This window comes from Amycolatopsis sp. CA-211722 (assembly GCF_056828465.1).
This window is the reverse complement of the sequence record NZ_CP184752.1, coordinates 8,727,982-8,746,891: the sequence shown is the minus strand read 5'-3', so window position 1 is coordinate 8,746,891 and position 18,910 is coordinate 8,727,982. Positions and strand designations below refer to the sequence as shown.

The window sequence follows — 18,910 nt, the reverse complement described above, 5'->3', positions numbered from 1 at the left end:
GCTACACCCGCTACTCACGTGTCTGAACCCGACACTCACGTGATTCAGCGCGTCATTCGCGTGATTCAGCGCGTCACTCACGTGACTGAACGGACAACACACGCGTCAAGACAGCCACAGTGCCGTGCCGGCCACCTGATCACACATGTCGTCCAACCACACACACGCGTCGTCCACCTGATCACACGAGCCACGCCCCGAGACACACGAGTTACGCACCTGAACACGCGAATGACGGCCCCAAACACGCGAATGACGGCCCCAAGCACGCGAGTTACGGCCCCAAACACGCGAGTGGTGGGGGCAAGCACGGGAGATGCGGGGCAAGGACGTGAGTGGCGGGTTCGGTCACGGGAGTTGTGGGGGCGGCGGGATCAGGGCGGGGAGGGTATCGCTGAGGGGGCCGCGGACGACCGCTGTGGCCATGGAGTCGTAGGGCGTTTCGGAGCCGTTGCAGATCACCACGGCGGCGCCGGCTCGGGAAGCGACGCTCACCAGGGAAGCGGCCGGCTGCACGCGCAGCGAAGACCCGGCCACCAGCAGGAGGTCGCAGTCGGAGACGGCGGCCCGTGCGGCCCGGAGCAGGTTCTGGTCCAGGTGCTGACCGAACGAGACAGTGGCCGACTTGAGGATGCCGCCGCACACCAGACAGGGCGGATCGGTCTCGCCCGCTCGGACGCGCTCCAGTGTCGAGCGCATGTCCCGGTGGTCGTCACAGGACAGGCAGACGGACTCGAACATGGTCCCGTGCAGTTCCAGTACCCGCTCGGGCGGTGAGCCCGCCTTCTGGTGCAGCCGGTCGATGTTCTGGGTGATGATCCACGTCGGCGAGAGGCGCTCGAGCGCGTAGTGCGCGGCATTCGGTGTCGCGTCCCAGCCGGGGTGCACCAGCCGCGCCTGCCAGGTCCGTTCACGGACCGCACGGCTGCCTTGGTACGCCTTGAGGTTCGACATCTTCTCCGCGGCCGGATCGCGGGTCCACAGGCCTTGCGGGCCGCGGAAGTCGGGGATCCCCGAATCCGTGGAGATCCCGGCGCCGGTCAGTGCGACGACCCGGCCGGCGCCGGCCACGAGTGAGCGGGCGGTGCTCAGGGTGCTGGTCACCGGCCCATCATGCCTCTACTTGAGCGCGCTGCCCGCCTGCCAGTCCGTCCACGACTTCGACCAGTCGCCGTAGAGGTCCCACACCGGCAGCTGCGGGCCACCGGAGTTGGTGACCTCGACGACGTCGCCGAGTCCCATGTTCTGATAGAACCACTGGGCGTTGGCGGCGTTGAGGTTGATGCAGCCGTGCGACACGTTCGAGCTGCCCTGCGCGCCGACGCTGTTCGGGTTCTCGTGGACGAACTCGCCGTCGTTGGAGATGCGCAGCGACCACTTCTCGTTGGTCTTGTAGTACCCCGGCTGGCCCTGGCAGACGCCGTAGGTGCACGAGTCCATCACGTAATTCTCGTGTTTGTCCGAAATGACATGTGCGCCCAAATGCGTCGGCGTGGCGTCCTTGCCCATGGAAATGGGCATCGATTTCGCGAGCCGGCCGTTGTGGAAGATCTGCATCTGCTCGGTGTCGCCGTCGGCCTTCGCGACCCAGGAATCGTGCACTTTGTACGTTTCGGTGCGGTCGGTCGCGCCGTAGACGCCATTGCCGAAATCGACGCCGTAGATCATCGCCGACACCTTGAGCGTCGTCCCCGGTTGCCAATACACCTTGGGCCGGTAATGGACGTTCTTGTCGTCGATCCAGTACCAGGAGCCCTCCTGTTTCGGCGTGGACTCCACGGACAGCTTCTTCTCCACCTCGGCCTTGTTCTTCACCGGCTGGCCGAAGGCGAACACGATCGGCTGCCCGACGCCGACGCCGGCGGACGCCACCGCCGAGGGGGCCGGGATGAGGTTCGGGTTCGCCTGCTGCTTCGGGCTCAGTGTGGAGACCCTGCTCTGCTGCTCGACGGGTTTCCCGTCAGTGCCCTTGGCGCGCGCCACGATCTTGTACGTGCTGCCGTAGCCGAGCGGTTCGGTGGTCTTCCAGCTGAGCCCGTCGCTCGCCAGCTCGCCCTTCACCTGGTTGCCCTTGTCGGCGTTGCTGACGGTGACGTCGATCAGCTTGCCGTGCTCGGCCTTGACCACCACCGGGGTCGCCGGATTGACGTCCGTCCCGCCTGCCGGATCGATGGTCACCGAAACCGGGCTCGTGTCCGGTTCGGCGCCGGTGCCGGGTGAATCGGTGCCGCCCGAGGGTGAACAGGCCGAAATCAGCACGATCGCGGCGAGTATTCCGGCCGTCGAAAGTAATGTCTTCTTGGGAAACATGTGAGTCTCTTTTTACGTCGCGCTATCAGCGGAAAGTTCTCTTTCAAAACTACGCGACGAAGAAGACGTGATCGATGCCGGTTGGTTGCTTCTCAGTCCACGACGAGACCGGGCGCACCATAAAGACCGGGGCCATCGACGCGCAATTCGCCCAAATAGGTCTTCGCGGCGTCATAGGCTTCGGTGGTCAGCGCGGTGGTGTGGCTGAAGTCCAGCGGGCTGACCCGCACCGGCTTCGGCCCGGGGACGTACACCACGGGCACTTCGGCCGCGGCGATCGGCGCCTCCAGGACCGCCTGGTTCCGCATGCTGATCATCGCGGTGAACATCAGCACCTCGGCGAAGGTCTGCGGCGTGCCGGGCATCTTGCCGGGGAAGGCGCAGTCCAGGACGACGAGCGACTTCGCGCCCATGGCGAGCGCCTGGCGCATCGGCACGTTGGCGACCAGACCGCCGTCGTAGAGCATGCGCTCCCCGAACGGCACCGGCGGATAGATCCCCGGGATCGCGCAGCTCGCCAGCAGAGGCGCCAGAACAGGCCCCGAGCGGATGAGCAGCGGCTCGGCGGTGTCGACGTCCGTCGCGACGACACCCAGCGGCAGCGCGAGATCCTCGAACCGGGCGCCCTCGCCGATGTGCTCGTCGACGATCGCGGCGAGACCGGTGTTGGGGAACAGGTTGGTCTTGCTGTGCCGCAGTGTCCGCACCTGGCTGAACACGCCGCCGGGGAACGCCTCGTGCCGGGTCATCCGCGACCAGATCCGGTCCAGCCGGTCGCCCGATTCACCCCCGAGGGCGAGTACGGCGGCGTTCAGCGAACCGACCGAGGTGCCGACGACCAGGTCCGGCGTGATCCCGGCTTCGGTCAAGGCACGCAGCATGCCGACCTGCATGGCCCCGAGGCTGCCGCCGCCACCGAGGACGAAACCGATCGGCTGGGGCAGGTTCAGGGCGGTCATGCCCGGAATCTAGTCGTCCGCGCCGATCTTCGCCGGGGCGGCTTCTTCGGCTGTGACCGCGAGCGCTTTCTTCTTCTTGTAGCGCAGCAGGAAGAACACGGCGACGCCGACGAGCACGCCGACGATGACGAGGCCGCCGGTGTTGAGCGCGCCTTCGACCTTCTTGGCGGCCTCGCCGAGCGCGGCACCGATGCCGATGTGGATGGCCGACCAGCAGGCCGCGCCCGCCGCGGCGGCGGGCAGGAACTTGCGGAACGGCAGGCCCGACGTGCCCGACGCCGCCGGAGTCAGCGTGCGGATCACCGGGAGGAATCGCGCGAAGAACACCGCCCACGCGCCGCGCCGTTCGAGCACACCCGTCGCCTTGTCCCAGGCGTCGAGGCCGTACTTGCGGATCAGTTTCGTCTCGCGCAGGCGTGGGCCGAAGCGTTTGCCGATCGCGTAGCCGAGCGAGTCACCGAGGGCGGCGCAGACCGTCACGACCGCCCACAGGGTCAGGAAACGCGGGACGGAAGTCGCTGTCGTGGCCGCGACCAGCAGCCCCGATTCACCGGGGGCGATGAAGCCGAGCCCGATGGTGCATTCGGCGAACACCAGCCCGCCGGTCGCCGCGACCAGTCCCGGTTCGGGGAGACCCTGCAGCCAGTTCAGAAGATCAGTTACCAACGCCACCAGGTCACTTTACTGATTCGTGACCTGGTGGGTGGCGATGTCGCGAGGAGGGTGACCGGAGTCACCTCGCCAGCAGCGAGCTGGCTTCCTGCGCGGCGGGACCTTCGGCGGCCAGGTGGGCCAGGTTCTCCGACAGCGGCTCGCCGCGGTGGGCCTTCGTCTGCGCGAACAGCCGCCCGGCGCGGTACGAGGAACGGACGAGCGGCCCGGCCATGACCCCGGCGAAGCCCATGGCCTCGGCGGCGTTCGAGTGCTCGACGAATTCTTCGGGCTTGACCCAGCGGTCCACGGGGTGGTGCCTGGGCGAGGGCCGCAGGTACTGGGTGATCGTGAGGATCTCGCACCCGGCGTCGACCAGGTCCTTCATCGCGGGCGCGACTTCTTCGGGGGTCTCGCCCATGCCGAGGATCAGGTTCGACTTGGTCACCAGACCGGCCTCACGAGCCTTCGTGATGACTTCCAGCGACCGCGCGTAGCGGAAGCCGGGGCGGATGCGCTTGAAGATCCGCGGCACCGTCTCGACGTTGTGCGCGAGCACCTCGGGGCGGGAGCCGAAGACTTCGGCGAGCTGCTCCGGATCCGCGTTGAAGTCCGGGATCAACAGCTCGACACCGGTACCCGGGTTCAGCGCGTGGATCTGGCGGACGGTCTCGGCGTACAGCCACGCGCCACCGTCCTCCAGGTCGTCGCGCGCGACGCCGGTGACCGTCGAATAGCGCAGGCCCATCGCCTGGACGCTTTCGGCGACCTTGCGCGGCTCGGTGCGATCCAGCTCGGCGGGTTTGCCGGTGTCGATCTGGCAGAAGTCACAGCGCCGGGTGCACTGGTCGCCACCGATCAGGAAGGTCGCTTCGCGGTCTTCCCAGCATTCGTAGATGTTGGGACAGCCGGCTTCTTCGCAGACGGTGTGGAGGCCTTCGCGGCGCACCAGGCCTTTGAGTTCGGTGAACTCCGGACCCATCCGCGCGCGCGTCTTGATCCACGACGGCTTCTTTTCGATGGGAGTCTGGGAATTCCGGACCTCGAGCCGCAACAGCTTGCGGCCATCTGGGGCAGCACTCACACCGCCACCCTACGCCCGCCGGAGCAGTGGTCGCCGCTCACGCGGGGTCGGGGGTGACGCCCGTCAACTTGGTGGTTACGTCCCACAACGCGGCGCCGAGCGACTCGCTCTTCGCGGCGGCCAAGGGCCGCACCTTGACCGGCGCGCCGCGCAGCCCGCCGAGCCCACGCGGGCCGATGTAGTCGCCGCCTTCGACCTCGGGCGAGGTCGCCGCGAACAGCTGCGGGAGTGTGCCCTGGCGGGCGTTCTGCGCGATGAAGATCTCGCCGATCCGGTTGCCGCCGGCGACCAGCGCGCGCACCACGGGATTGCGATAGGAACGGGCCATCCCCGAACCGAGCCCGGTCCACGTGTAGCCCGGATGCGCCGCCACGCTGACGACGCCGTCGCCCGCGGCGCGCAACCTGCGGTCCAGTTCGAGCGCGAACACCTGGTTGGCGAGTTTCGACTGGCCGTAGGCCGAGCCGGGGTTGTACATCCGGCGCTCGAAGTTCGGGTCCGCGACGTCGATACGCGCGCCTGTCGCCGCGACACTCGACAGGGTGACGACCCGCGCTCCGGAGCCGTCGCGCAAGGACGGCATCAGCAGCCAGGTCAGCACCGCGTGCCCGAGGTGGTTCGTGCCGAACTGGGTCTCGAAACCGTCCTTGGTGTGGCCGCGCGGGGTCGCCATCACACCCGCGTTGTTGACCAGGACGTCGAGCTTGCCGCCCGCCAGCTCCTGGACCTTCTTCGCGGCCTCGCGGACCGAGTCCAGGTCGGCGAGGTCCAGCCGGACGAGTTCGGGCGCTTCCCCGGTCGCGGCCGCGCGAACCTGTTCGAGTGCCTTGGCGCCGCGCTCCGGTGACCGGCAGCCGAGCAGCACGCGGGCCCCCTTGCCCGCGAGCACCTCGGACATCCGCAGCCCGAGCCCTGAGTTCGCCCCCGTGACGAAGACGGTCCGGCCGGTCTGATCCGGGATGTCGGCCTCGGTCCAGCGCGCGTGAGCAGCCATGCCGGTCACCTAACTACATCGTCGCCTGCGCCGCTACGCCGACGTCAGGCGCTCGGTGCGAGCAACCGGAGCAGGTGCCCCATGGGGCTGCGGCGGCGGGCGGGTTTCGCGTGCCGTCCGTGCCGGAGCAGGGCGGCGAACGCGCTGCCGACCTTCGTGATCTCGTCGGCGGGCTCGTCGCCGTCGGCCAGCCCCGCCGTCAGCGCGAGCGTGCGCAGTTCGGCTTCGTGGCCCGGGACCAGCGCGGGGCACCGCTCGAGAGCCGCGTCGAGAACGGCGCGGAGGGTCTCGTGTTCGGCGGTGGCGCTGTTCCAGGCACGGGTGACGGCCTCGACCCTGTCGAGCGCGAGATCCTGGTCGGCGTAGTCCGGATCGGTCATCTCGGCGCGGAGGCGACCGGCGAGCACCTGGTTCCACTTGTACCGAAGCGCGACCAGAAGCTCTTCTTCGGTCGCGAAGTACTTGGTGGCGCCAGGGATTTCTTCGATTGAGATCGCCTCGGACGGGTGGTGACCCGCCTGGCGCAGTGCGGCTTCGAGGATGTCGCGCCGCTGGTAGAAGTCGTTCCAGCTCATGATGTGGGCTCCCCTCCGTGACCCGGTTCATACCGCAGGTTTGCGGCATACTCCCGGTACGGACCTGACAGCAGTCAACATACCATGGGTATGGAGCGGGACCGGCGGCGTAAAGTTGTGAAGGTGGCGACATTGAGGTCAAGGCGGCTGGACTATTCCGAGTCCACCCGGTCGGCGCTCGTCGAGAGCGCCGTGGAGCTGTTCACCAAGCGCGGGTACGCCGGCACGTCTCTCGACGAGATCGCCAAACGGGCCAGGGTGACGAAAGGCGCGCTCTACCACCACTTCAGTGGCAAGCAGGCGCTGTTCGAGGCCGCCTTCGACACGGTCGAGAGCCAGGTCTTCGACCGGCTCGAAAAGATCATGAACGGCCCCGATTCGCCGTGGGAGCGGGCGCTCGCCGGGCTACGCGGCTTCCTCCAGAGCTGCCTCGACCCGGCGTACCAGCGCATCGCGATCCACGAGGCGCCGGTGGTGATGGGCTGGGAGCGCTGGCGAGAGGCGGAGGAGCGGTGCAGCTTCGGCCTGGTCCGCACCGGGATCCAGTCGCTCATCGAGGTCGGTGAGGTCGACGACGTCCCGGTGGACGTCACCGCGCGGCTGCTGTTCGGCGCGTTGTCCAGCGCCGCCATCGAGATCGCTTCGTCTCCCGAGCCGAAGAAGGTCAGCGCCCAGGTCGAGGAGGTCCTGGTGCGGCTGCTCGTCGGGTTCCGCCGGATTCCGCCCGCCGAGCACGGGAAAGCGAGCTGACGGAGCCGTCTATAGGGTGGCTTTCGTGGACCTCAGGATCTTTACCGAGCCCCAGCAGGGGGCCGCCTACGATGACCTGCTCCGGGTGGCGAAGGCCACCGAGGACGCGGGCTACGACGCCTTCTTCCGCAGTGATCACTACCTGAAGATGGGTTCGGCGACCGGGCTGCCGGGGCCGACCGACGCGTGGATCACCCTCGCGGGGCTCGCCCGTGAGACCCGTCGCGTGCGGCTGGGCACCCTCGTCACCGCCGCCACCTTCCGGCATCCGTCGGTGCTCGCGATCTCGGTCGCGCAGGTGGACCAGATGTCGGGCGGCCGCGTCGAACTCGGCCTCGGTTCCGGCTGGTACGACGACGAGCACACCGCGTACGGCCTCGACCTGCCGCCGATCAAGGAGCGGTTCGACCGCTACGCCGAGCAGCTCGCCGTCGTCACCGGGCTGTGGGAGACGCCGGAGGGGGAGACGTTCTCCTTCGACGGCGAGCACTACAAGCTCGTCGACTCGCCGGGCCTGCCGAAACCGGCGCAGCGGCCCCGGCCGCCGGTGATCATCGGCGGTGGCGGCAAGAAGCGCACCCCGGCGCTCGCCGCCCGCTACGCGGACGAGTTCAATCTGCCGTTCGTGGGTCCGGACGTCGCCGCGGCGCAGTTCGGCCGCGTCGACGACGCCGCCCGCGAGATCGGCCGCGACCCCAAGGAGATCATCCGCTCGGCCGCGCTCGTCGTCGCCGTGGGCCGTGACGACGCCGAGGTCGCGAAGCGCGCTTCGGTGCTCGGGCGCGAGGTGTCCGAGTTGCGGGAGAACGGGCTGGCGGGGACGCCGTCGGAGGTCGTCGAGAAGGTCGGGCAGTGGCGAGAGAAGACCGGGATCACCCGGCTCTACCTGCAGCTGCTGGACCTCTCGGATCTGGACCAGGTCGAGCTGATCGCTTCCGAGGTCGCTCCTCAGCTGGACTGACGCTTTGCGCGTGAAGGCCCCCTTCCCTCGGCTCAGCCGAGGGAAGGGGGCCTTCACGCGCTTCTAGACGTATTCGACGTCCACACTGGCGATGGAGCCGCCAGGGCTGAACGAGACACCTGAAGGGTTGCCGTTCACCGCCGGGTAGCCCTCTTCCCGGGTGCAGTGCACCCGGCAGTACTGGACGACGACCTTGTAGGTCCCGCTCGGACAGAAGCCCGCGGCCCAGGTCGAGCCGTTGGTCTCGGTCCAGCAGCCCGGTGGCACCGCCGAGGCGACGCCGGGGGCGGCCAGCAGTCCGCCGACGGCGGCCGCGACCGCCGCGGCATACGCGAATCCGCGCATGATTCCTCCCAGTGGGGCCGCGGCGCTTCCACGGCCCCACTGGGAGCTTGGCACAGGAATCAGCTCTGCAGAGCGAAAGTGACGCCGGGGGCGGCCGGGGCTTCGGGGCGCGGCAGCCAGCGCTCGTCGCTCACGGGCAGGTCGCCTTCGAGCGCCGCGAGGACGGCGTCGCGCGCCATCGGCAGCACCGATGCGACGGTGACCTCGCGGTCGAGCTCGTAGGAAAGCGAACTCACGCCCGCGTCCCGGATGCCGCACGGGACGATCTTGTCGAAGGCGCCCAGGTCGGCGTTGCAGTTCAGCTCGAAACCGTGCATGGTCACGCCGCGCTGGACGCGGATGCCGATCGCGGCGATCTTCCGCTCCGGGCCGCGGTCGTCGGCGGGGATCCAGACGCCGCTGCGGCCCTCGACCCGGCCGGTGTGCACGCCGAGCTGGTCGCAGACGGTGATCAGGGCCTCTTCCAGACGCCGCACGTAGTGCACGACGTCGATCGGGTCGGCGAGTTTGACGATCGGGTAGCCGACCAGCTGGCCCGGCCCGTGCCAGGTGATCTTGCCGCCGCGGTCGACGTCGATCACAGGGGTGCCGTCGGTCGGCCGGTCCTCGGCTTCGGTGCGCTTGCCCGCGGTGTACACCGACGGGTGCTCCAGCAGCAGCATGGTGTCCGGGCCGTCACCGTCGGCACGGGCGGTCACGTGCTCTCGCTGGAGTTCCCAGGCTTCGGTGTAGTCGATCGTCCCGATCTCGCGGACGACGACGGGCTCGGCGGAGGCGCGGCATGACGTGGTCGAAGAGCTCACGTCAGCGACACTACGCCGGGTCTTTCGGCAAGGGGAGCAGGCCCAGCCCGGCCGCCGCGATCAGGCCGACGCCGCCCACCGCGAGCACGGAGCCCGCGGTGTCGGTCAGCCAGTGGACGCCCAGCACGATGCGGCAGAGGGCACCCGCCACCGTCGCCGCGGCGGCGATCGTGATCGCCAGACGCGTCAGCCGCGGGCGGGTCCACGCGCACAGCAGTACCGCGACGAACCCGGTGCACGCGACGGCGACCACGTGCCCGCTCGGATAGCTCAGATCGGGGAATTCGCGCGGCCGCTCCCGGTAGAACGCCGGTTTCGCGATCAGGCTGGTCATCCGGCACAGCAGCAGGACGACGGCCAGTTTGACGCACAGCACGGTCAGGTCCCGGCGGCGCCAGGCGACCACCGCCAGCACCGCGCCCAGCGCGAACGGCAGCACCGGGCCGAGGACGTTGGTGACCAGGCCCGCCACCTGGCCGGCGGGCCTGATGTGCTGGCCGCGGAACGCGTCGGCGAGCGCGACGTCCAGCGGCGGCGGCCGTTCGTCGACGGACAGCCCGAGCACGACGAAGCCGATCAGCAGGAGGAACCCGGCGAGGGTGTACAGACCGCGCCGCACCGTCATGTCGCGGCGGCCAGCGCGTCCTCGAGGGTCGGATGGCGGAACGCGTATCCCGCCTCCTCCAGCGCACGCGGCATGGCACGCTGCCCGAACAGCGCCATCTCCTCGGCCGCCTGCCCGAGGGCGATCTTCATGGCGAAACCGGGTACCTGCCAGAACGCCGGCCGGTGCACGGCGCGGCCCAGCGCCTTCGTGAAGGCGGCGTTCGTGGCGGGTTGAGGTCCGGAGAGGTTGACCGCGCCGGACAACTTCTCGTTCTCCAGCGCGAAGACGATCGCGCCGACCTCGTCGTCGAGCGAGATCCACGGCATGTACTGCTTGCCGTCACCGAGTTTTCCGCCGAGCCCCAGGCGGAACAGCGGTCGCAGGACGTCCAGCAGCCCGCCGTCGCGCGCGAGCACCAGCCCGGTGCGGATGCGCACGACCCTGGCGCCCGCGGTGGCCGCGGTCTCGGTGGCGCCTTCCCACGCGGTGCAGAGCTCCGCGAGGAAACCGCGGCCCGCCGGACTCGTTTCGTCCACAAGGGACGGACCGGCGTCGCCGTAGTAGCCGACGGCGGAGGCGTTGACCAGCACGGGGACCCCGTGTTCGGCGACGGCTTCCGCGAGGACCTCCGTCGGTTCGACCCGGCTGTCGAGAAGGACCTGTTTGCGGGCCGCGCTCCAGCGTCCGGGCAGCAGCGGCGCTCCCGCGAGGTTCACGACGGCGTCGACCCCGTCGAGCGCGCCGTCCGCGATCTCGCCGGCGGGGGGATCCCAGCGGCGTTCGTCGGCCGCCCGCTCCTCCCGGCGGACGAGACGGACCACTTCGTGCCCGGAACGGCGTAACCGTGTCGTGAGGGAGGTGCCGATCAGCCCGCTCGCGCCCGCGATCAGAACTCGCATGATCCGATCGTGTCCTATCCGCGATCCGGCCGCACGCTCAGGTTCTTCAGTTGCCCGGCGACGTCGGACGCGGCGGTGAGCAGCACCAGCACCGGGATCGTCGCGGTGGGCCGGAGCCGGTAGCTGCCGCGTTTGTCCTGCTCGACGATCCCGGCGCCGGTCAGCGCCTTGAGATGGTGGTACAGCTGGCCCGGCGAGCCGAGTTCGGCGGCCTCCTGCAGGGCGGGCGCGGTCTGCGCGCCCTTCTCGGCCAGCGTCCGCACGAGCGCCACGCGCGCGGTGCTGGACAGGGCCGCGAGCACCTCGACCCGCGGCCCGTCCTCGAACGCCAGCATCGGGCCGGGCGTGACGTTGATCGCCCAGCTCAGTTCGAAGGGTTCGGACAGCTCGCCGTGGTAACCGACCAGGCCGCCCGGACCCGCCGCGGGCTCTGCCTGGTTCCCGCCGTGCTGGTCTTCCAGCGCGGCGACCCGGGCTTCGAGGGCGGCGATCCGGTCGGCCAGCTCGGCGTTCATACCGGTTATCTATACCGCCGCCCTAGGCGAGTGCTCGTTTCAGGGCGGCGAACCGGGCCGGGTCGGACAGTGCCGCGAGCACGAGGTCGATGAGCGGCAAGGCGTTCTGCAGGTCCTGGTCGCTCACGCCGGTGAGCAGGATCGCCGCCGTGCCCGAACGCCCGCCCGGCCAGCGGACGGAAAGCCCGAGCGTCAGCGAGCGTGGCAGGCTGCCGCCCTTGAAGAGCACTTCGCTCGCTCCTGGCGGTACGCGGTCCGCGAGCGGCTTCGCGAGGATCTCGCGCGCGGGTGCGTAGAGGCCCTTCGCGATACTGCGGTGAAGCGAGAACAGATCCGACGCCGAGCCCTGGCCGTGTCCCTTCACCCACGGCCATTGAGCGTCGGAGGTGCCGGGCATGCCGGGCCAGCGCTTGAAGGTTTCGGCGCGGAACCCCGGATCGCGGACGAACCGGCGCGCGACCGCGTCGCCCCTCGCGCGCCGGACGGCGACCGGGCTGCCGGGCGGGGGCGCGTACTCCGGCATCATCAGCATCAGGACCTCGCCGCCGAGCGATCGGGTGTCCGGCCGGAGCCAGCCGCCCCGCGCGGCCGCCCGCTGGAGGGCGGGGTCGCCGAGACGGACGCGGAGATAGTCCGTGGCGGCGTTGTCGCTGAAGAGGATCATGGCTTCGGCGAGCCTCGCCAGAGGAACCCGCTGCTCGGGGTCCTTGGCGATGCCGTAGTCGTCGCAGGGGATTCCCAGCCAGTTGAGCGCCTGGAAATGCGCGCGGCCGTCGGCGACGAAGGGATGGTGGGCGTCCCAGTCGCCCACCCGGATCTGTTCCTCCGGGTCGAGCCGGCTTTCGGCGTACGCGCTGAGATGCACGACCTTGACCGACGAGGCCAGCACGCGCCGGACGTCGGCGTTGCGCGAGGCTCGGTGGCCCGCGCCGTCGTCGATCAGGACGGAGACGTCGCCGCGGTGGGCGGCGATCCAGTCGAGCCAGCCCTGTCCGGTCGTCGTGTCCTGGGCCGCGGTCGCGGTGCCCGGCAGCAGCAACGCGGCCGACCCCGCGGCGGCGCCCGCCAGCAGATGGCGTCTGGTCAGCATGATGGACGTCCTCCCTCTTGTTTTCCGTAATTCCGGAATACTAGAGTCCGAGGCGGCTGTCAAACCCCCGCGTTTCGTCCTCTAGTTGCGGTAGTTCGTCATGCCAACGACCGCAACTAGAGGACGAAATGCGGGAGAAAGAGGAAGGCCCCCGCCCCGCCGAAGCGGGACGAGGGCCTTGATCGACTACCCGAAGGTCAGAGACCGAGCTCGTCCTCGAAGTTGCCCTCTTCCAGACGCTGCTTGATCGTCGTGACGAAGCGGCCCGCGTCGGCCCCGTCCACCAGGCGGTGGTCGTAGGTCAGCGGCAGGAACGCCATCGACCGGACGGCGATCGTGTCGTTGCCGTCGGCGTCCGCGATCACGACCGGGCGCTTCACGACCGCGCCGGTACCGAGCATGCCGGACTGCGGCTGCACGATGATCGGCGTGTCGAACAGGGCGCCGTTGGAGCCGATGTTCGTGATCGTGAAGGTGCCACCCGACAGCTCGTCCGGCTTGATCTGGCCCGAACGCGCGCGGCCGGCCAGGTCGGCGATGCGGTGCGCGAGACCGGCGAGGCTGAGCTCACCCGCGTCGTGGATGACCACCGACAGCAGACCCTTTTCGGTGTCCACCGCGATCCCCAGGTGCACCGCACCGTGGTAGGTGATCTCCTTCGTGTCCTCGTTGTAGGACGCGTTGACGTTCGGGTGCTGCTTGAGCGCCTCGACGGTGGCCTTCGCGAAGAACGGCAGGAACGTCAGGTTGACGCCCTCGCGCTCCTTGAAGGCCGCCTTCGCCCGCTGGCGGAGCTTGGCGATCTTCGTGACGTCCACCTCGTGGACCTGCGTGAGCTGCGCCGAAACCTGCAGCGACTCGCGGGTCTTCGTGGCGGTGATCTGCCGGATCCGGCTGGCCTTCTGCACGGTGCCGCGCAGAGCCGCGAGCTCCGGCGAAACCGCGGCCTTGCGCGGAGCCGACGGGGCGGCGGCGGGGGCCGGGGCGGCGGCAGCGGGCTGCGCGGCGGGAGCCGGGGCGGCCTTCTGCTTGGCCTCGGCGGCCGCGAGCACGTCCTGCTTGCGGATACGGCCACCGACACCGCTGCCGGAGAGCGACGACAGGTCGATGCCGTGCTCCGAAGCGAGCTTGCGGACCAGCGGCGTCACGTACGGCGCGTTGTCCGAGCCGTTGTCGCTGCTCGCCGCCGGCTTCGGGGCCTCGGCCTTGGGGGCCGGGGCGGCCTGCGGAGCCGGGGCGGGCTTCGGCGCGGGAGCGGCTTCGGCCTTGGGCTCGGGCTTCGGTTCCGGCTTGGGCTCCGGCTTGGGCTCCGGCTTCGGCTCGGGCTTGGGCTCCGGCTTCGGCTCGGCCTTCGGGGCCGGGGCGGAACCGGCGGCACCGATCACCGCGAGCACCCCGCCGACCTCGACGGTCTCGTCCTCACCGGCGCGGATCTCCAGCACGGTGCCGGCGACCGGGGACGGGACCTCGGTGTCGACCTTGTCCGTGGAGATCTCGAGCAGCGGCTCGTCGACCTCGACGCTCTCGCCGACCTGCTTGAGCCACCGGGTGACGGTGCCCTCGGTGACGCTCTCGCCCAGCTCGGGCAGCTTCACCTCGGTGCCTTCGCCGCCCGAAGCCGGCGCGGTGTCCGGCTGGGACGGAGCGGAGGCCTCTTCCTTCGCGGGCTCCGGCTCCGGCTCGGGCTGCGCCTCTTCGGCGGCCGGCTCGGCGGAACCGGAGGACTCCGGCACGCCGCCGGTCCCGTCGTCGATGACGGCGAGCTCGCCGCCGACCTCGACGGTCTCGTCCTCCTGAGCGCTGATCTTCACGACCTTGCCGGCGACCGGGGACGGGACCTCGGTGTCGACCTTGTCCGTGGAGATCTCGAGCAACGGCTCGTCGACCTCGACGGTGTCGCCCTCCTGCTTCAACCACCGGGTGACGGTGCCCTCGGTGACGCTCTCACCGAGCTCCGGCAACGTGACGGAGTAGGCCATCGTTCGCTGACTCCCTTGATATGTCTTGCTTGGTCTGGTTCTTCGACGGTGAGACGTCAGCTGTGGACGTGCAGCGGCTTGCCCGCGAGGGCGAGGAACGCTTCACCGAGGGCCTCGGTCTGCGTGGGGTGCGCGTGGATGAGGGGAGCCACGTCCTCCGGGAACGCCTCCCAGCTGTAGATCAGCTGCGCTTCGCCGATCAGCTCGCCGACGCGGTCGCCCACCATGTGCACGCCCACGACCGGGCCGTCCGGAGCCTTGATCAGCTTGACCCCACCGGAGGTCTTGAGGATCTGGCTCTTTCCGTTGCCGCCGAGGTCGTAGGTGAAGGTGGTGACGTCGGAGCCGTACTTCTCCTTCGCCTGCGACTCGGTGAGGCCGACCGAAGCGACCTCGGGGTGCGAGTAGGTGACGCGCGGGATGCCGCTCTCGTCGATCACGCGCGGCTCCTGGCCGGCGATCTCCTCCGCGACGAAGATGCCCTGCTGGAACCCGCGGTGCGCGAGCTGCAGGCCGGGGACGATGTCACCGACGGCGTAGACGTTCGGCAGGTTGGTGCGCAGGCGGTCGTCGGTGAGGACGAAGCCGCGCTCCATCTTGACGCCGGCCTCCTCGTAGCCGTGCCCGGCCGAGTTCGGGCCGCGGCCCACGGCGACCAGCAGCAGGTCGGCTTCGAGCGTCTCGCCGGACTCCAGCGACACGCTGACGCCGTTGTCGTCCTGCTTGGCACCGGTGAACCGGACGCCGGTCTTGAAGGCGATCTTGCGACGGCGGAAAGCGCGCTCGAGCTGCTTGGACGCGTACTCGTCCTCGTTCGGGACCAGGCGGGGCAGCGCCTCCACGATGGTGACGTCGACGCCGAAGGACGCCCAGACGGACGCGAATTCGACACCGATGACACCACCGCCGAGGACGATGACCTTCTTCGGGATGTAGTCCAGCGAAAGGGCCTGCTCGCTCGCGATGATGCGCCCGCCCAGCTCCAGGCCGGGAAGCGTCTTCGAGTACGAGCCGGTGGCGAGGATGACGTTCTTGCCGGTGTAGCGGGTGCCGTCGACCTCGACGGTCGTGCCGCCGACGAACGTCCCGGTGCCCTCGACGAGGTTCACCTTGTGCGCCTTGGCCAGGCCCTGGAGGCCCTTGTACAGGCGCGAGACGATCCCGTCCTTGTACTTGTTGACGCCGGCGATGTCGATGCCTTCCAGCACGGCCTTGACGCCGAAGGTCTCTGCGTCGCGGGTCTCGTCGGCGACCTCCGCCGCGTGCAGGAGGGCCTTGGTCGGGATGCAGCCTCGGTGGAGGCACGTCCCGCCAAGCTTGTCCTTTTCGATCAGGGTGACGGAAAGGCCCAGCTCGGCCGCGCGGAACGCGGCGGCGTAGCCGCCCGATCCGCCACCCAGGATCACAAGGTCGGCGGAGGTGTCGGTCACTTCAATAACTCCTCGGCAAGCGGTAGGGGTGGTGCTCTGGCGCCGCTTCGCGCGGTATACGCGCGCGCGGACACTTGCCATCTTGTCACTACGTGTGGAGAGGCTGCGACCTAGGCCGCGTCCTGTGACCCACGGGACACGACCCGCCTGGGTCGCCACGGTGAGCACACACCCGGGTCGGGATAATGGACACTGGACGCGACTGGGAAGTGAGGTGGTCGGAGTGGGTCTGTTCGACTCGCTGCGCCGGCGCTCTAAAGGCGGGCAAAAGCCCGGTACGCTGCGGAAAGCCTCTTCAACCGACTTCAAGCATCTCGAGGAGTGGGCCGCTTCACGGACCGGTGTCGAGGCTTATGTCGAGCCCAAGACCAACGTCACGGAGACCACCGTCGTCCTCATCGCCCACGACGGCGAGTGGACCCGGCGGCGGATCGAGAGCCTGGACGCGGCGCAGCAGTTCGGTCACAAACGGTCGATCCCCGTGTACGAGGTGGCGCGGGTCGGCTACCCGAAGCGGATGCGGGAGTACACCGAGCGGAAGAAGCGCGGCGAAGCCTGACGCCTCGTGAGTGGCTGGGACGGTTCTAACCGTCTTCGCCACTCACGAGGTCCGGCACGGTCGCCCTTCACGCGGACTGCGCCAGAAGGAGCAGGTGCCGCTCCAGCAGCGCCCGGAACGTCGGATGCACCGTCGTGCCCAGCGCCGGGTCGATCTCGACCGTCCGCCACTCGTCGCCGGCGGCCGTCAGCAGCACGACGGCCGGGTCCGCGATGACGACGACACCGCCTTCCGCGCGGAGCTCCGCCGTCCCGAGCAGCCGCGGGAAGACGACGTCGGCGGGCAGGCCGTCGCAGGTCTGGAGGAACTCGCCGTAGTCGTCGGGCAGCCGGAGGCCGAGCCGCGCCTCGGCGGCGCCGATGGTGCGAAGCGAGGCGGCCGGGGGAGCGGTGCCGCCGCCGCGTAGCCGGAGGATGCCCGCGATCAGTTCGCGCCAGGAGCCGGTGTCCGGCGGGTAGCGCTCGTACAGCGCCGCGACCAGTGCCCCGGCACAGACTTCCGGCCACTCGCCGAGCCCGAGCGGGTCGGCTCCCGCGACTAGACGCGGCGCGAGCCGTCTCGACGCGGCGAGCGCGGCGACGTCCGGGCGGCCCTGGCGCGACGCGATCTCCGCCCAGGCGTCCAGATCGCCTCGCGCGACGGCTTCGCGCAACCGGTCCGGGCGAGACGGCCCGAGATGCGAGACGGCCTCGCCGATCGGGGAGCCGCCGAGCAGACCGTCGAGATCGGACGCCCGCCGGGCGAGGTACTCGTCGTGCGCGCGTTCCTCGGCGTCGAGATCGAGCGGGGTCAGCGCCGCCGCCCACTCCGGCCGTCCTCCTCGCGCCTCGAAGAGCATCGCCCACGCGCGGGCCGGCACCGCGCCGGGCACGAGCGCCGTGACGGGACGTTCGGTGAGCGCGTGCCAATGCGTGATCAGCCTGTCGGCTTCCGCCATCGCCCCGGAGGCGGCGAACAGCAGCGCCGCGTGCGCGATCCGATCGTCGAGCGCCGCGTCGTCACCGCTCAGCACGTCCGTGATCGCGCCTTCGAGGTACGCGTCCCTGTCCACGGGACCGACCTTGCCACAACGGGCGGCCTACGAATTCGGCGGACCGGGCCCGCGCCGAAAGGCAGGAATGGAGACGCACGGCCGCCGGGTGCTCGGAATCATGGTGAGTACAGGGAATCCCGTTCCCCGCAGACCTCGAACCGAGCGCCGTCTTCCCCACCGGCCAGCTCCCAGACAGACGGGTACGAGCCGTGCGTCCTTTCCGTATCGATATTCCGCAGTCCCAGCTCGACGATCTCGCCCGGCGGCTGGACAACGTCCGCTGGCCCGACGCGGGCCCCGTCCCCGGGTGGGACCGCGGTGTCCCCTTGGACTACCTGCGTGAGCTCACCGAATATTGGCGCACCCGGTACGACTGGCGGGCGGCCGAGGCGCGGTTGAACCGCCATCCCCAGTTCACCACCGAGATCGACGGCGCGAACGTCCACTTCCTCCACATCCGCTCGTCGCGGCCCGACGCGACGCCGTTGCTGCTCACCCATGGCTGGCCGGGGTCCTTTGTGGAATTCCTCGGCATCGTGGAACCCTTGACGCAAGGGGATCCCGCTTTCCATCTGGTGATCCCGACCATCCCCGGTTTCGGTTTCTCCGGCCCCACCGGCCAGGAGGGCTGGGACGTGCCGCGGGTCGCGCGGGCCTGGGCCGAACTGATGCGCCGTCTCGGCTACGACCGGTACGTCGCGCAGGGCGGCGACTGGGGCAGCGTGATCTCGTTGCAGGTCGGGCTCGCGGATCCCGAGCACGTCGCCGGTGTGCACCTCAACATGCTCGTCACCTTCCCGCCGCCGGACCCCGCGGCGATGGCGGATCTGGACAGCGAGGATCTCGCGCGCCTGGACCACGGTCAGTGGTTCGCCGACGACGGGATCGGCTGGCAGAAGATCCAGTCCACCCGCCCGCAGACCCTTTCCTACGCGCTGACCGATTCGCCGGTCGGGCAGCTGGCCTGGATCGTGGAGAAGTTCCAGGAGTGGAGCGGCTCGGCGACGGTGCCCGAAGAGGTCTTCGACCGGGACGACCTGCTGACCAACGTGATGCTCTACTGGCTCACCGGGACCGCCGGTTCGAGCGCGCAGATCTATTACGAGACAACACATCTCACCCCTCAGTTCATCAGCACGTGGGGCGGTCCGTGGCCGCTGACGATGCCGGTCGGGGTGGCCGTGTTCCCCGCCGACGCCACCCGGCCGGTCCGCAAGTTCGCGGAGCTCAGCCTGCCGACTTTGGCGCGGTGGACCGAATTCGACCAGGGCGGCCACTTCGCCGCGCTGGAGCAGCCCGGACTTCTCGTGGAGGACGTGCGGAAGTTCGTGATCTCGCTGGGGGACTAGGCCTGGGGCGCCTGGGG

General features: G+C 69.6%; 20 protein-coding genes. 4 read left to right on the top strand and 16 right to left on the bottom strand.

Translation table 11 applies throughout. The features are described from left to right. Nucleotides 1–348 precede the first annotated feature (348 nt). The 7 genes from ACOCEP_RS40140 to ACOCEP_RS40110 all read right to left on the bottom strand — a co-directional run bounded on the left by ACOCEP_RS40140 (nucleotide 349) and on the right by ACOCEP_RS40110 (nucleotide 6,573). The gene (locus tag ACOCEP_RS40140; protein ID WP_482335147.1) at nucleotides 349–1,104 is read right to left on the bottom strand and encodes an SIR2 family NAD-dependent protein deacylase; all 756 of its coding nucleotides are present in this window, start codon (nucleotides 1,102–1,104) and stop codon (nucleotides 349–351) included. 15 nt (nucleotides 1,105–1,119) lie between these two features. Continuing rightward, the gene (locus tag ACOCEP_RS40135) at nucleotides 1,120–2,310 is read right to left on the bottom strand and encodes a L,D-transpeptidase (RefSeq protein WP_482335146.1); all 1,191 of its coding nucleotides are present in this window, start codon (nucleotides 2,308–2,310) and stop codon (nucleotides 1,120–1,122) included. Between the two features lie 92 nt (nucleotides 2,311–2,402). Beyond that, entirely contained in the window at nucleotides 2,403–3,269 is an 867-nt protein-coding gene (locus ACOCEP_RS40130) for a patatin-like phospholipase family protein (protein WP_482335145.1), read from the bottom strand. 9 nt (nucleotides 3,270–3,278) lie between these two features. Further along, entirely contained in the window at nucleotides 3,279–3,941 is a 663-nt protein-coding gene (locus tag ACOCEP_RS40125; protein ID WP_482335144.1) for a DedA family protein, read from the bottom strand. A gap of 61 nt (nucleotides 3,942–4,002) precedes the next feature. After that, the gene (lipA, locus tag ACOCEP_RS40120; RefSeq protein ID WP_038510106.1) at nucleotides 4,003–5,004 is read right to left on the bottom strand and encodes a lipoyl synthase; all 1,002 of its coding nucleotides are present in this window, start codon (nucleotides 5,002–5,004) and stop codon (nucleotides 4,003–4,005) included. 37 nt (nucleotides 5,005–5,041) lie between these two features. Beyond that, nucleotides 5,042–5,998 carry an oxidoreductase gene (locus tag ACOCEP_RS40115; RefSeq protein WP_482335143.1) on the bottom strand — a complete coding sequence of 319 codons (957 nt, stop codon included), beginning with the start codon at nucleotides 5,996–5,998 and terminating at the stop codon, nucleotides 5,042–5,044. A gap of 44 nt (nucleotides 5,999–6,042) precedes the next feature. After that, entirely contained in the window at nucleotides 6,043–6,573 is a 531-nt protein-coding gene (locus ACOCEP_RS40110) for a hypothetical protein (RefSeq protein WP_482335142.1), read from the bottom strand. A gap of 132 nt (nucleotides 6,574–6,705) precedes the next feature. Here ACOCEP_RS40110 and ACOCEP_RS40105 point away from each other — a divergent pair, with 132 nt between their 5' ends. Both ACOCEP_RS40105 and ACOCEP_RS40100 read left to right on the top strand, forming a co-directional pair. Beyond that, entirely contained in the window at nucleotides 6,706–7,323 is a 618-nt protein-coding gene (locus ACOCEP_RS40105; protein WP_184893472.1) for a TetR/AcrR family transcriptional regulator, read from the top strand. 25 nt (nucleotides 7,324–7,348) lie between these two features. After that, the gene (locus ACOCEP_RS40100) at nucleotides 7,349–8,284 is read left to right on the top strand and encodes an LLM class F420-dependent oxidoreductase (RefSeq protein WP_482335141.1); all 936 of its coding nucleotides are present in this window, start codon (nucleotides 7,349–7,351) and stop codon (nucleotides 8,282–8,284) included. 63 nt (nucleotides 8,285–8,347) lie between these two features. Here ACOCEP_RS40100 and ACOCEP_RS40095 read toward each other — a convergent pair whose 3' ends face one another. The 8 genes from ACOCEP_RS40095 to lpdA all read right to left on the bottom strand — a co-directional run bounded on the left by ACOCEP_RS40095 (nucleotide 8,348) and on the right by lpdA (nucleotide 15,952). After that, nucleotides 8,348–8,629, bottom strand: coding sequence for a hypothetical protein (locus tag ACOCEP_RS40095; protein WP_482335140.1), 282 nt, complete (start codon nucleotides 8,627–8,629; stop codon nucleotides 8,348–8,350). A 59-nt stretch (nucleotides 8,630–8,688) separates the two neighbouring features. Then, nucleotides 8,689–9,432 (bottom strand): lipoyl(octanoyl) transferase LipB, encoded by a 744-nt coding sequence (lipB, locus tag ACOCEP_RS40090; RefSeq protein ID WP_482335139.1) that lies wholly within the window; start codon nucleotides 9,430–9,432, stop codon nucleotides 8,689–8,691. Nucleotides 9,433–9,442: 10 nt separating this feature from the next. Next, complete coding sequence (locus tag ACOCEP_RS40085; protein ID WP_482335138.1) at nucleotides 9,443–10,057, bottom strand: phosphatase PAP2 family protein; 615 nt, start codon at nucleotides 10,055–10,057, stop codon at nucleotides 9,443–9,445. After that, the gene (locus ACOCEP_RS40080; RefSeq protein ID WP_482335137.1) at nucleotides 10,054–10,938 is read right to left on the bottom strand and encodes a TIGR01777 family oxidoreductase; all 885 of its coding nucleotides are present in this window, start codon (nucleotides 10,936–10,938) and stop codon (nucleotides 10,054–10,056) included. Before ACOCEP_RS40080 ends, ACOCEP_RS40085 begins: the two co-directional genes overlap by 4 nt. 14 nt (nucleotides 10,939–10,952) lie before the next feature. Beyond that, nucleotides 10,953–11,453 (bottom strand): ArsR/SmtB family transcription factor, encoded by a 501-nt coding sequence (locus ACOCEP_RS40075; protein ID WP_482335136.1) that lies wholly within the window; start codon nucleotides 11,451–11,453, stop codon nucleotides 10,953–10,955. A 22-nt stretch (nucleotides 11,454–11,475) separates the two neighbouring features. Then, nucleotides 11,476–12,543 (bottom strand): serine hydrolase, encoded by a 1,068-nt coding sequence (locus ACOCEP_RS40070; RefSeq protein ID WP_482335135.1) that lies wholly within the window; start codon nucleotides 12,541–12,543, stop codon nucleotides 11,476–11,478. 197 nt (nucleotides 12,544–12,740) lie between these two features. Further along, nucleotides 12,741–14,522 carry a 2-oxoglutarate dehydrogenase, E2 component, dihydrolipoamide succinyltransferase gene (sucB, locus tag ACOCEP_RS40065; protein ID WP_482335134.1) on the bottom strand — a complete coding sequence of 594 codons (1,782 nt, stop codon included), beginning with the start codon at nucleotides 14,520–14,522 and terminating at the stop codon, nucleotides 12,741–12,743. Between the two features lie 56 nt (nucleotides 14,523–14,578). After that, on the bottom strand, nucleotides 14,579–15,952 hold the full coding sequence (gene lpdA / locus ACOCEP_RS40060) for a dihydrolipoyl dehydrogenase (RefSeq protein ID WP_482335133.1): 1,374 nt from the start codon (nucleotides 15,950–15,952) through the stop codon (nucleotides 14,579–14,581). A 214-nt stretch (nucleotides 15,953–16,166) separates the two neighbouring features. Between lpdA and ACOCEP_RS40055 the strand changes: the two genes are divergently transcribed. Next, a complete protein-coding gene (locus ACOCEP_RS40055) occupies nucleotides 16,167–16,511 on the top strand; it encodes an oxidoreductase (RefSeq protein ID WP_364206029.1) in 345 nt (114 codons plus the stop codon). A 67-nt stretch (nucleotides 16,512–16,578) separates the two neighbouring features. Here the strand turns inward: ACOCEP_RS40055 and ACOCEP_RS40050 are convergent, their stop codons facing one another. Continuing rightward, nucleotides 16,579–17,562 carry an SMI1/KNR4 family protein gene (locus ACOCEP_RS40050; protein WP_482335132.1) on the bottom strand — a complete coding sequence of 328 codons (984 nt, stop codon included), beginning with the start codon at nucleotides 17,560–17,562 and terminating at the stop codon, nucleotides 16,579–16,581. Between the two features lie 191 nt (nucleotides 17,563–17,753). On the opposite strand from ACOCEP_RS40050, the gene ACOCEP_RS40045 reads away from it, so the two are divergent. Next, nucleotides 17,754–18,893, top strand: coding sequence for an epoxide hydrolase family protein (locus ACOCEP_RS40045; protein ID WP_482335131.1), 1,140 nt, complete (start codon nucleotides 17,754–17,756; stop codon nucleotides 18,891–18,893). The last annotated feature ends 17 nt before the right edge of the window (nucleotides 18,894–18,910 follow it).